The organism is Nocardia sp. NPDC087230 (assembly GCF_044744725.1).
Taxonomy (GTDB): Bacteria; Actinomycetota; Actinomycetes; order Mycobacteriales; family Mycobacteriaceae; genus Nocardia; species Nocardia canadensis.
Genome location: NZ_JBIUYV010000010.1, coordinates 137,741 through 149,254, shown reverse-complemented (window position 1 = coordinate 149,254; position 11,514 = coordinate 137,741). Strand labels below are relative to the sequence as shown.

Below are 11,514 nucleotides of genomic sequence, written 5' to 3'. Positions count from 1 at the left end.
CCATGGCTGCAGCACTGTGCCCCGGCTCCTTCGACCCGGTCACCAACGGTCACCTCGACGTGTTCGCTCGCGCGGCCGCGCAGTTCGACGAGGTGATCGTCACCGTGATGGTGAACCCCAAGAAGCAGGGCATGTTCACCGTCGACGAGCGCATCGAACTGCTGCGCGAGTCGGTCGCCCATCTGCCCAATGTGCGCGTGGCGTCCTGGCAGGGTCTGCTGGTCGACTTCGCCAAGCAGGAGGGCGTCGGCGCGATCGTCAAGGGTCTGCGCGACGCGGGCGACTTCGGCTACGAGCTCCAGATGGCCCAGATGAACCACAAGCTGGCCGGTGTCGACACCTTCTTCATCGCCACCAACCCGTCGCTGAGCTTCCTGTCCAGCTCCCTGGTGAAGGAAGTCGCGGCCTACGGTGGCGACGTCAGCGACATGCTCCCGCCCGCGGTGCACAAGCGCCTGCTCGACCGCCTGGCCGAGCGTCGCGGCTAGAAGACCAGGCCGCGCAGAGCCAGGAACCGCATGCCGCCGACCGCGGCGGTGATGGCGAGGACGGCGAGTGCCTGCACGCTGTCACCCAGGCCGGGCGCCCACACGCCGAGAGCGGCCAGGCCCGCCGTCGTGATGCCGAGACCGAGCAGCGCCAGCCCGCCGCCTTCCCATTGCGCCGTGAACCAGGTGACCCGGTCGGCGGCGTGGAAGGTGAGCTGGCGGTGCAGTTCGTTGGCGATCACGGTGCTGACCACCGAGCCGGCGACATTGGCGATCAGCGGGCCGACGCCGTGCATGGCGAAGAACAGCAGCACGTAGGCGATATTGCTGGAGCCGCCGACCAGGGCGAAGCGGATGAGCTGGGGGAGCGCGCGGTCGCCGCGCAGGTAGGTGAGGGTTCGGTCGACCTGCGGGCGCACCGCGGGGGCGGGTGTAGCGGCGGGAACGGCGGGGAACGTTCCGATCCAGGGTGTGAACATGCCCGCGACGTGGGACACCGAAGGTCTCGGTGTTTCGAGGACGGTCATGGTCGACTCCGATCGCAATGAACGAGCGTCGAGGAGTACAACAGCAATAAACGTGCAGTGCTTCCCGGCGGACGGCGTTGTCGTGCCTACCGATGGTAGCGGAAGTGGAGGGATTCACTCCACTTGATATCTGTGCGATCTAGGACACTCTCGCGACACACCGCGACGACATTCGGAACACGCGCCGCCGACGGGCACACTGGGCCACGGCGGTAGTGGTTTCGCCGTGAGCAAGCAGGAGGGTAGTGAGCATGTATCGCGTATTCGAAGCACTCGACGAACTGGTCGCCATCGTCGAAGAGGCGCGCGGCATCCCGCCGACTCGCAGCTGCATCGTGCCGCGCGGCGATGTCCTCGAACTGCTCGACGACGTCCGCGACGCCCTGCCCGGTGAGCTCGACGACGCCCAGGACGTCCTCGATCATCGCGACAAGATCGTCGGCGACGCCCGCACCGGCGCCGAGGCCACCATCACCTCGGCCAACGACCAGGCGCGTACCACCATCGAGAACGCCCGCGCCGAGGCCGACCGCATCCTCGCCGACGCCAAGGCGCACGCCGACCGGATGGTCGCCGAGGCCACCACGCACGCCGATCGCCTGGTCGCGACCGCGCAGGCCGAGGCCGAGCAGGTGATCGCCGACGGCAACGCCGAGTACGACGAACTCACCAGCCGCGCCCAGATCGACGCCGACCGGGCCATCCAGGCGGGCAAGGACTCCTACGAGCGCTCGGTCGCCGACGGCAAGGCCGAGCAGGCCCGGCTGGTCGCCCAGACCGAGGTCGTGCGGGCCGCGCACGCCGAGTCGGCGCGCCTGATCGACGACGCCCAGGCCGAGGCCGACCGGGTCCGCGCCGAATGCGACGACTACGTCGACGAGCAGATGGCCGATTTCGGTGGCAGGCTCGCCGCGATGGAGGAGACGCTGAGCACCACGCGGCGCACGATCACCCGCGGTCGCCAGCAGATGCGCGGCGGTCAGGCGGCCGAATACCCGGAATACGCCGCCGAGCACCGGCGCTGACCGCACTCCCGCGTTTTGAGTTCCGACGGGGTCCTGCCGTACTGTTGAGTGGTTGCCCAAATCCCCTCAGAAGTAAGTGAGTCAGTGATGCCCGCCGCTTCCGGTTCGCCGTCGCGTCCGCACAAGACCAGTGGTCCTGTGTCCGACGCGGGCTTCGTGCTGGACGTCCGCAGCCTCGGCCGTCGGCCGGGGACCATGCGGGAGCTGCGTCGCACCGTCACCGACCATGAGCGGCTGGGTCTGGATCTGATCGCCATCCCGGCCGACGCCGCGGTGGAACTCGACCTGCAGTTGCAGGCCGTCTCGGAGGGTGTGCTGGTCACCGGCACGGCGTCCGGGCCGACGGTGGGGGAGTGCTCGCGCTGCCTGGAACCGTTCGACGACCAGGTCGAGATTCGTCTGACGGAGCTGTTCGCGTATCCGGACAGCACCACCGAGCAGACGACCGAGGACGACGAGGTCTACCGCATGGAAGACGACCTCATCGACCTCGAGCCGGTGATCCTCGACGCCATCGGGCTGGAGCTTCCGCTGCAGCCGCTGTGCACCCCGGACTGCGCGGGCCTGTGCCCCGAGTGCGGTGTGCGGATGGCGATTGCGGGTCCTGATCACGGGCATGAGATACTGGACCCTCGCTGGGCCAAGTTGGCGAGTTTCGCCGCAGAGGCGCCCGGCACCGGCGACCCCGCTGAGGGTTCCACCACCCCAGACCGATCCGCTCCCGTGGCAAACGATGCCCACGTGGCCAGCGAAAACACAGAGGAGAAGTAGCCGTGGCTGTTCCCAAGCGCCGGATGTCCCGTTCCAACACCCGGTCGCGGCGCAGCCAGTGGAAGGCCGTCGCGCCGACCCTGGTCACCTGCCCGAACCGTGCCTGCGGTGAGAAGACCCTCCCGCACATCGCGTGCCCGTCCTGCGGCACCTACAAGGGCCGCCAGGTCACTGCTGCTGTCTGATTCGTGACAGCCAGCAAAGACACCGCGGGCTCGGCAGATCACGCCAGCCTGCTCACCGCACTCGGTGTCGACGTACGACCGGAGCTTCTGCGCCTCGCGCTGACGCACCGGTCGTACGCGTACGAGAACGGTGGTTTGCCGACCAACGAGCGCCTCGAGTTCCTCGGCGACTCGGTTCTCGGTCTGAGCATCACCGAGCGCCTCTACACCGAGCACCCCGAGAAGTCCGAGGGCGAGCTCGCGAAGCTGCGCGCCAGCGTGGTGAACATGCACGCGCTCGCCGAGGTGGCGCGTGGTCTCGGTGACGGCGGACTCGGTCAGTACCTGCTGCTCGGCAAGGGCGAAGAGCTCACCGGCGGCCGTGACAAGCCGAGCATCCTCGCCGACGGCATGGAGTCCCTGCTCGGCGCCGTGCATCTCGAGCACGGCATCGAGGTGGCCCGTGGCGTCGTGTTGCGCCTGTTCGCCGAACTGCTCGAGCGCGGCCCCCGCATGGGCGCCGGCCTCGACTGGAAGACCAGCCTGCAGGAGCTCACCGCCGAGCGTGGCCTCGGCGTGCCCAATTACGAGATCACCTCCACCGGCCCGGACCACAACAAGGAGTTCACCGCGACCACGGTGATCGCCGGTCGTCCGTACGGGCAGGGCGTCGGCCGCTCCAAGAAGGAAGCCGAGCAGAAGGCCGCGGGCACCGCCTACAAGGCACTCACCGCCGAAACCTCCGCCGAATCCTCCGACGAAGCCTGACCCGTGCCCGAACTGCCCGAAGTCGAGGTGGTGCGGCGCGGTTTGGCCGATCACGCGGTCGGCCGGGCGATCGATGCCGTCACCGTCACCCATCCCCGGGCCGTGCGCAGGCACGTGGCGGGCGGCGCCGATCTGGCGGCCCGGCTCACCGGTCTGAAGATCGAGGGCGCGCAGCGCCGCGGCAAGTACCTGTGGCTCACCTTCGACGAGCCGGACACCGCCTTGGTCGTCCATCTGGGCATGAGCGGGCAGATGCTCGTGCAGCCCGCGGGCGCCCCGGTCGAGAAGCACGCCCACATCCGCGCTGTCCTCGGGGACGGTAGTGAGCTGCGGTTCGTCGACCAGCGCACCTTCGGCGGCTGGGCGCTGGCCGATCTCGTCGAGGTCGACGGCACCGTGGTCCCGGACTCCGTCGCCCACATCGCCCGCGATCCGCTGGATCCGCGCTTCGACGCCGAGGCCGTGGTGGCGGCGATCCGAGCCAAGAACACCGAGATCAAGCGGGTGCTGCTCGATCAGACCGTGGTGTCGGGCATCGGCAACATCTACGCCGACGAGGCGCTGTGGCGGACCGGTCTGCACGGTACCCGGGTGGCCGCCGAGCTCACCCGGCCGGTGGTGCGCCGGCTGCTCGAGGGCGTCGGCGCGGTCATGAACGAGGCGCTGGCCGTCGGCGGTACCTCCTTCGACGCGCTGTATGTGAACGTGAACGGCGAATCCGGCTATTTCTCCCGGTCGCTGGCCGCTTACGGCCGTGCGAACGAGCCGTGTGACCGGTGTGGCGCGCTGCTGATCCGCGAACAATTCATGAATCGCTCGTCGTTTTCCTGCCCGAAGTGTCAGCGGAAGCCTCGCCGTCGCTGATCCGGGCACGCTACCGTTTCTCCTGACAGGTCGTATCGGACCGGGTCCGTGCAGGAGGACGTTATGCGCAAGCTGACCTATTTCGTGGCATCGACGATCGACGGATTCATCGCCGCCGAGGACGGGACCCTGGACTTCTTCCCGGTGGGCGGCGACCACGGGCCCGCGATCATCTCGCAGTATCCCGAGACCCTGCCGACCAAGGTGCGCGAGGCACGCGGCATCGCGGCGGGCAATGTCTACTTCGACACCGTGATCATGGGCCGCAAGACCCATGACTTCGGGGTGCGCACCGGCACCGCCAGCCCCTACGAGCACCTGCGCCAGTTCGTGGTGTCCACGACGCTGCCCGAGCCGCCGGCGCCCGGGGTCGAGCTGATCACCGCCGACCCGATCGCCGCCGTGCGCGAGCTCAAACGGGAGTCGGGGCTGGGAATCTGGCTGTGCGGCGGCGGTGAGCTGGCGCAGACGCTGCTGCCCGAGATCGACCAGGTGTTCCTCAAGCTGCATCCGGTGGTGCTCGGCACCGGCCGTCCGCTGTTCGGCGGTGGCGCGAAACTGCCCGAGCCGGAACGCTTCCGGGTGATCACCAGTCGCGTGTACGCCGATGGTGTCGCCTTCCTCAAGTACGGCCGGATCGGGTAGCGCCGATGTCGGCGGCGGGTCCGGGCCCGGTGGCGGCGCTGCGCGAGATCGGTTTCTGGCTCGAGCGATCGCGCGCCGAGACCCATCGGGTGAAGGCGTATCGCCGTGCCGCCGACATCGTCGACGAACTCTCGGAGTCCGAGCGGGCGACCCGCGCGAGCGAGCACAGCTGGCGGGACCTGCCCGGCATCGGCCCCAAGACCGCCGCCGTCATCGAACAGGCCTGCGCCGGTGCGGTTCCCGACTACCTGGCCGAGCTGCGCGGGGCCGCCCGCCCCATCGCCCCGGCCGGTGATCCGCTGCGCACCCTGCTGCGCGGTGACCTGCACACCCATTCGGACTGGTCCGACGGCGGTAGCCCGATCGCGGAGATGATGGGCGTGGCCGCCGCGCTCGGCCACGAATACTGTGCGTTGACCGATCACTCGCCGCGGCTCAAGGTCGCCAACGGTCTGTCCGCCGACCGTCTGCTGCGCCAGCTCGACGTGATCGCCGGCCTCCAGGAGCAGCTGGCGCCGTTTCGCATCCTCACCGGCATCGAGGTCGACATCCTCGACGACGGCACCCTCGACCAGCGCGCCGAGCTGTTGGAACGCCTCGATATCGTTGTCGCCAGCGTGCATTCACATCTGCGCGACGACAGCGCCACCATGACCAAGCGCATGGTCTACGCCGTGGCGAACCCGAATGTCGACGTCCTCGGCCACTGCACCGGCCGGCTCGTCGAAGGCGGTCGCGGCACCCGCCCCGAGTCCAGCTTCGACGCCGAACTCGTCTTCGAGGCCTGCCGCAAGTACGGCACCGCCGTCGAGATCAACAGCCGCCCCGAACGCCGTGACCCGCCCGGGCGGTTGATCGACCTGGCCGTGGAGATGGGCTGCCATTTCAGTATCGACACCGACGCCCACGCCCCCGGCCAGTTGGCGTGGCAGGGATACGGGTGCGAGCGCGCGCTGGCCAACGGCGTTCCGGCCGAGCGGGTGATCAACACCTGGGCGGTCGACGAGCTGCTGAGCTGGTGCGCGACGACCACCGGATGAAGACTCGCCGAACAACCGGCGCCGGACGCCGTGGTGGCGGATCGACCTGATAGACAGTCGGTTACAGGTATCCGGGGTGTGGGGGAGGGGAGCCGATGGGCGAGTTCCCGATCGAGATCGTGCTGTCGGCACTCGGTCTGTTCGTGGCGACGGCCGCGTTCCTGCGGGAGTTCGTCTTCGTCGGTCGCAAGCGCCTCGGCTACCGCGTGCAGATGAACACCCCCGCCAGCCGGATCCAGCTCGCCGACCCCCACAGCGGTGCCACCGGGGGCAACTCGGCGGCGGAGCCGGTGTCGGTGGTGCTGATCCGCATCGAGAACTACGGCTCCACGGTGATCGAGGCCGACGACTACGCCGGGGAGAGCCCGCGACTGCTGTTCCCGCACCACACGATCCGGGCGCTCGAGGTCACCGAGCGGGTCACCCGGACCGGGCAGTCGGTCACCGCGCTCAGCGACGCCCTGCGCGAGCTGGCCTCCACGGTGGGCGCGGACAATGCCGCGCGGATCGTGCTGCCGAGCGAACGGCTCGAGCGCGGCGAGCACTACAAGGTGCTGGCGGTGCTGTCGGGTCCGGCGCCCGATCCGCAGGACATCAACGCGGCGAAGGTGGTGACCAAGGCGGGCGGCCTCAAGGGCGGCCGGTTCGTCGAGACCACCAGCCGCTCCGGCCGCGAGCCCGCGCTGCTCGGCCTGAGCGTGTTCCTCGCCCTGGTGGTGATGGTGCAGTTGCTGGCCACCGTGCTGCGCGGTGATCCGCCGCCGCGCGACTGCGCCGCGGGTGAGTTGCGCGTCGTCGGTTCCACCGCGATGGCCCCGATGATCCGCAAGGCCGCGCACAACTACGAGAAGACCTGCACCGGAGCGCGATTCAGCTTCGATTTCGCCGGGACCGAACCCGGTCTGCGCACGATCACCAAGGCGGGTCCGACCCCGGACCTGCTCGCGATCGGCGACGGCGCCAAGGGCACCTCGTTCGAGGCGCTCACCGAGCTACCGCTGGCACGTGGGTCGTTCTCGTTGGTCGTGCACCCGGGCGTCGGCCTGAAAGACCTCTCGACCCAGCAGATCCGGGACCTGTACCGGGGAAACATCAAGAACTGGAGCCAGATCGGCGGTCCCGATCTGCCGGTGGTCCTGATCGACCGGACCGCGGGCTCGGGCACTCGTCGGGCACTGGAATCGCGACTGCTCGAGGACCACCGCAAGGTGTTCCGCTACACCAGCTGCATCGGCATGGCCGCGGGCGGCGAGCAGTGCGAGGTCGACGTCACCGACGAAGTGGCTACGTTTGTTGCCAAAATCCCTGGCGCGGTGGGATATCTGGAGACCTCGGCGGTCGGGGCGGAGACCAGGGCGGTCGCGATCGACGGGGTGAGCCCGACGCCCGAGACCATCCGGTCCGGTGCCTACCGGTTCACGGGCGTGGAGTACGCCTACACGCACGGTCCGATCGCCGGTGATTCGCTGGTCGCGCAGTTCTTGGACTATCTGACGCGGGGTAAGGCCAGGCTCACCATGACCGAGTTCGGCAACATCCCGTGCGTCGACCCGGTCGAACCGAAATTCTGTACGCCGTAGACCGCCTCTGACGGCGTAATCTCCTGTCTCGTTGGGCATTCGCCGACACGATTTGCCAGCAACCCGCTGGTTTACTCCCCGGTAGCGGGGTACGTTCCACTACGGCCCCTCTGTTCAGCCGGGCACCCGCGTGGTGTGCTCCCCGTCTGGCCAGGCCAACCATGCCCCATGGACGGCGGTGAAGCTCTCGTCTCCACCCCCGCCGAGGCGGCCATCTCTTGTTCGCGCAAGTGTTGCGAGGTTGTGTCCCTGGAAGGAAGGTCATGAGTGCAGATACGTCGGCAATGTCGCCGACCGGGCTCTCCACGTCCGATCTCTATTCGATCGAGCACAACGGCGGCCCACTGCGGATCGCGATGGTGGTTCCACCGTATTTCGACGTCCCCCCGAAGGCCTACGGCGGCGTCGAGGCCGTAGTCGCCGATCTGGTCGACTCGCTGTGTGAGCGCGGCCATCACGTCACCCTGTTCGGCGCGGGCGAGCCGGGTACCAAGGCGGATTTCGTCCCGCTGTGGGACCGGATCGTCCCGGAACGACTCGGCGATCCGTTCCCCGAGGTGGTGCACGCGCTGCGCGTGCGCCGCGCGATCGAGCGTCTGGCCGAGACCCAAGGCATCGACCTGGTGCACGATCACACCTTCGCCGGCCCGCTCAACGCCCCGGCGTACGCCAATCTGGGCCTGCCGACGGTGGTCACCGTGCACGGGCCGGTGCAGGACGACTGCTACCGCTACTACCGCGAATTGGGCGAGGAATGCTCGCTCGTCGCGATCAGCGACCGGCAGCGCGAACTCGCGCCCGAACTGCCGTGGGCGGGCCGGGTGCACAACGCGCTGCGGCCGGACCAGTGGCCGTTCGTGACCGAGAAGCAGGACTACGCGCTGTTCCTCGGCCGCTTCACCATGGACAAGGGGCCGCATCTGGCACTCGACGCCGCGCACGCGGCGGGCATCCCGCTCATCCTGGCGGGCAAGTGTTCCGAGCCGCCGGAAAAGGCCTATTTCGAGGAATACGTGCGACCGCGGCTGACCGACGCCGATCATGTGTTCGGCCTCGCCGACGCGGCGGCCAAGCGTAAACTGTTGTCCGGAGCACGGTGTCTGCTGTTCCCCATTCGCTGGGAGGAGCCGTTCGGCATGGTGATGATCGAGTCGATGGTCTGCGGAACGCCGGTGGTCGCGTTGCGCGGTGGTGCCGTGGCCGAGGTCGTGGTCGACGGTGTCACCGGGCGCATCTGCGAGGAACCGGACGAACTGCCCGCCGCCATCGCCGAGGTCGCGACGTTCGATCCGGCGGCCTGCCGGGCGCACGTGGAAGCGAATTTCGGCGCCGACACCCTCGGTGGCGGCTATGAGCAGGTGTACCGGCAACTGCTGGCCCGCACCACGATCGGCTACGGCAACGCCTTCACGATGCCGATACCGGTCGGGGCGGCGGTGAGTGGGCGCGGATGAGCCTGAACAACGCGTCGTCGCCGAGCCCGCTCAACGCGGGGGAACCCGCGGGGCTCGGCGGCAACGGCGGCAACGTCACCCTGGTCGAAGGCGGCACCTTCTGCCTGTCCGACCGGCTCGGTGACATCGAGCCCGGCAAGCCGCAGGGCCTGTTCTTCCGTGACGCGCGGGTGATCTCGCGCTGGGAGCTGATGATCGACGGTAAGCGGCCGGAGCCGCTGTCGGTCCTCAGCCCGGAGGCCTTCGCAGGGCGGTTCGTGCTGCGCAGGCCGCCGCAGCAAGGTCGTGCCGACAGCACCCTGCTGGTCGTGCGCGACCGGCTCGTCGCCGAGGGCATGCACGAGCTGATCACCCTGGAGAACATGAGCCGCGAGGCCACGGCGGTGGTGCTCGAACTGCACGTCGACGCCGATTTCGTCGACCTGTTCTCGGTGAAGGAAGGCCGGATGGGCGGGCGCCGCGCGGAGATGACGACCTCCGACGGCGAACTGCTGCTGCACGACCGGGCCGACCTGTCGCGCGGGCTCGCGCTCACCTCGACGGTCGAGCCGATGGTGCTGCCCGGCACCATGATCTGGCGCGTCGTCGTGCCCGCGGGTGGCCGCTGGCAGACCGAGATCACCGCGCAACCGGCGGGTGCCGCGCAGCGCCCGCAGACCCAGGGCACCCCCGGTGAGCGCTACCGGGCCAGCGAACCGGTACGCAAGATCCAGGCCTGGCGGGCCACCGCCACCGACATCAGCGCCGATTCCGGGTTGCTCAACCAGATCCTGCGCCGCACCGAGAGCGACCTGGGCGCGTTGCAGATCCACACCGATTCCGGCACGGGCAGACCGTTCGTCGCCGCGGGCGCGCCCTGGTTCATGACGCTGTTCGGCCGGGACTCGCTGCTCACGGCATGGATGTCGCTGCCGCTGGAGACCGACCTGGCCCTGGGCACGCTGCAGCAGCTGGCCGAATTGCAGGGCCAGACGGTCGATCCGCTGGTGGAGGAGGAACCGGGCCGGATCATGCACGAGATGCGGCGCGGCCCCTCGGTCGGTCAGGTGCTCGGCGGGCAGATCTACTACGGCACCGTCGACGCCACACCGCTGTTCGTGATGCTGCTGGCCGAGTGCCTGCGCTGGGGCGCCGACCCGGCCTCGATCGCGACCCTGCTGCCCGCGGCCGATGCCGCGATCGGCTGGATCACCGATTTCGGCGACCGCGACGACGACGGGTTCGTCGAGTACGTGCGCGCCACCGATCGCGGGCTGATCAACCAGGGCTGGAAGGACAGCTTCGACGGGATCAACGACGCCGCGGGGCATATCGCGCAGGCCCCGATCGCGCTGTGCGAGGTGCAGGGGTACGTGTACGCGGCGTATCTGGCCCGGGCGGAGCTGGCCGATCAGTTCGACGATCCCGCGATGGCGACGCGGATGCGCGAGCGGGCCGCCGAGCTACGAACCAAGTTCGCCGAGCAGTTCTGGCTACCTCAGTGCGGTTGGTACGCGGTGGCCCTGGACGGCAGCAAGCGGCAGGTCGACGCGCTCACCAGCAACGCGGCGCACTGCCTGTGGTCGGGGATCGCCACCGACGAACACGCCGAGAGCCTGATCGCGAATCTGGCCAAGGCCGAGATGGATTCGGGGTTCGGTCTCCGCACGCTGGCCTCGACCATGGGCGCCTACAACCCGATGAGTTATCACTGCGGTTCGGTGTGGCCGCACGACACGGCGATCGCGGTCGCCGGGTTGATGCGGTACCAGCACGTGCCGGGCGCGGTGGCATTGGCGACGAAGCTGTCGGCCGGATTGCTCGACGCCGCCGCCGCGTTCGACGGCAGGCTGCCCGAGTTGTTCTGTGGTTTCCCGCGTGCCCGCTTCGCGTCGCCGGTGCCCTATCCCACCTCGTGTTCGCCGCAGGCGTGGGCCAGTGCCGCGCCGCTGCTGCTGGTGCGCTCGTTCCTCGGGCTCGACCCCGATGTGCCCGCCAAGACCCTGACCGTGCGGCCGCAGGTGCCGCAGGCGTGGGGGTGTGTGCGGCTCTCGGAGTTCCGGCTCGGTGACGTCACCGTCGATGTCGAGGTCTGCGGGTCGGCGGTGACCGTGACCGGCTTGCCCGAAGGATGGGCGCTGATCACCGACGAGCAGTCCTAGGACGGCACAGGGGCCGGACCCGTGGTGGGTCCGGCCCCTGCTCAGGA

Annotated in this window: 12 protein-coding genes; 11 read left to right on the top strand and 1 reads right to left on the bottom strand. The window is 69.1% G+C overall.

Going from position 1 to position 11,514, the window contains the following annotated elements; translation table 11 throughout:
- Nucleotides 1–2: 2 nt before the first annotated feature.
- On the top strand, nt 3–488 hold the full coding sequence (coaD, locus tag ACIO52_RS27395; RefSeq protein ID WP_218719257.1) for a pantetheine-phosphate adenylyltransferase: 486 nt from the start codon (nt 3–5) through the stop codon (nt 486–488).
- On the opposite strand, the gene ACIO52_RS27390 is transcribed toward coaD, so the two are convergent.
- On the bottom strand, nt 485–1,015 hold the full coding sequence (locus ACIO52_RS27390) for a GtrA family protein (protein WP_316575599.1): 531 nt from the start codon (nt 1,013–1,015) through the stop codon (nt 485–487). The genes coaD and ACIO52_RS27390 overlap by 4 nt on opposite strands.
- 251 nt (nt 1,016–1,266) lie before the next feature.
- Between ACIO52_RS27390 and ACIO52_RS27385 the strand changes: the two genes are divergently transcribed.
- From ACIO52_RS27385 to ACIO52_RS27340, 10 genes are all read left to right on the top strand, one after another.
- Nucleotides 1,267–2,040, top strand: a complete 774-nt coding sequence (locus ACIO52_RS27385; RefSeq protein WP_402647887.1) for a DivIVA domain-containing protein — start codon at nt 1,267–1,269, stop codon at nt 2,038–2,040.
- An 87-nt stretch (nt 2,041–2,127) separates the two neighbouring features.
- Complete coding sequence (locus ACIO52_RS27380; RefSeq protein WP_316575597.1) at nt 2,128–2,811, top strand: DUF177 domain-containing protein; 684 nt, start codon at nt 2,128–2,130, stop codon at nt 2,809–2,811.
- A gap of 2 nt (nt 2,812–2,813) precedes the next feature.
- On the top strand, nt 2,814–2,996 hold the full coding sequence (rpmF, locus tag ACIO52_RS27375; protein ID WP_022565580.1) for a 50S ribosomal protein L32: 183 nt from the start codon (nt 2,814–2,816) through the stop codon (nt 2,994–2,996).
- 3 nt (nt 2,997–2,999) lie between these two features.
- Nucleotides 3,000–3,743: a ribonuclease III gene (gene rnc / locus ACIO52_RS27370; RefSeq protein ID WP_402647884.1), complete on the top strand. Its 744-nt coding sequence runs from the start codon at nt 3,000–3,002 to the stop codon at nt 3,741–3,743.
- Between the two features lie 3 nt (nt 3,744–3,746).
- Nucleotides 3,747–4,607 (top strand): bifunctional DNA-formamidopyrimidine glycosylase/DNA-(apurinic or apyrimidinic site) lyase, encoded by an 861-nt coding sequence (gene mutM, locus ACIO52_RS27365; protein WP_402647880.1) that lies wholly within the window; start codon nt 3,747–3,749, stop codon nt 4,605–4,607.
- Between the two features lie 63 nt (nt 4,608–4,670).
- Nucleotides 4,671–5,252 (top strand): dihydrofolate reductase family protein, encoded by a 582-nt coding sequence (locus ACIO52_RS27360; protein WP_218719262.1) that lies wholly within the window; start codon nt 4,671–4,673, stop codon nt 5,250–5,252.
- Nucleotides 5,253–5,257: 5 nt separating this feature from the next.
- Nucleotides 5,258–6,292: a PHP domain-containing protein gene (locus ACIO52_RS27355; RefSeq protein WP_402647877.1), complete on the top strand. Its 1,035-nt coding sequence runs from the start codon at nt 5,258–5,260 to the stop codon at nt 6,290–6,292.
- A 95-nt stretch (nt 6,293–6,387) separates the two neighbouring features.
- A complete protein-coding gene (locus ACIO52_RS27350; protein ID WP_402647874.1) occupies nt 6,388–7,872 on the top strand; it encodes a PstS family phosphate ABC transporter substrate-binding protein in 1,485 nt (494 codons plus the stop codon).
- Between the two features lie 284 nt (nt 7,873–8,156).
- Entirely contained in the window at nt 8,157–9,326 is a 1,170-nt protein-coding gene (locus tag ACIO52_RS27345; RefSeq protein ID WP_342801605.1) for a glycosyltransferase family 4 protein, read from the top strand.
- Nucleotides 9,323–11,467, top strand: a complete 2,145-nt coding sequence (locus tag ACIO52_RS27340) for a glycogen debranching N-terminal domain-containing protein (protein ID WP_218719265.1) — start codon at nt 9,323–9,325, stop codon at nt 11,465–11,467. Before ACIO52_RS27345 ends, ACIO52_RS27340 begins: the two co-directional genes overlap by 4 nt.
- Nucleotides 11,468–11,514: the final 47 nt, after the last annotated feature.

What these genes read in the sequence shown, in the direction of transcription:
- coaD (WP_218719257.1), top strand. Translation starts at nt 3, where the DNA reads ATGGCTGCAGCACTGTGCCCCGGCTCCTTCGACCCGGTCACCAACGGT.
- ACIO52_RS27390 (WP_316575599.1), bottom strand. Translation starts at nt 1,015, where the DNA reads ATGACCGTCCTCGAAACACCGAGACCTTCGGTGTCCCACGTCGCGGGC.
- ACIO52_RS27385 (WP_402647887.1), top strand. Translation starts at nt 1,267, where the DNA reads ATGTATCGCGTATTCGAAGCACTCGACGAACTGGTCGCCATCGTCGAA.
- ACIO52_RS27380 (WP_316575597.1), top strand. Translation starts at nt 2,128, where the DNA reads ATGCCCGCCGCTTCCGGTTCGCCGTCGCGTCCGCACAAGACCAGTGGT.
- ACIO52_RS27360 (WP_218719262.1), top strand. Translation starts at nt 4,671, where the DNA reads ATGCGCAAGCTGACCTATTTCGTGGCATCGACGATCGACGGATTCATC.
- ACIO52_RS27355 (WP_402647877.1), top strand. Translation starts at nt 5,258, where the DNA reads ATGTCGGCGGCGGGTCCGGGCCCGGTGGCGGCGCTGCGCGAGATCGGT.
- ACIO52_RS27350 (WP_402647874.1), top strand. Translation starts at nt 6,388, where the DNA reads ATGGGCGAGTTCCCGATCGAGATCGTGCTGTCGGCACTCGGTCTGTTC.
- ACIO52_RS27345 (WP_342801605.1), top strand. Translation starts at nt 8,157, where the DNA reads ATGTCGCCGACCGGGCTCTCCACGTCCGATCTCTATTCGATCGAGCAC.
- ACIO52_RS27340 (WP_218719265.1), top strand. Translation starts at nt 9,323, where the DNA reads ATGAGCCTGAACAACGCGTCGTCGCCGAGCCCGCTCAACGCGGGGGAA.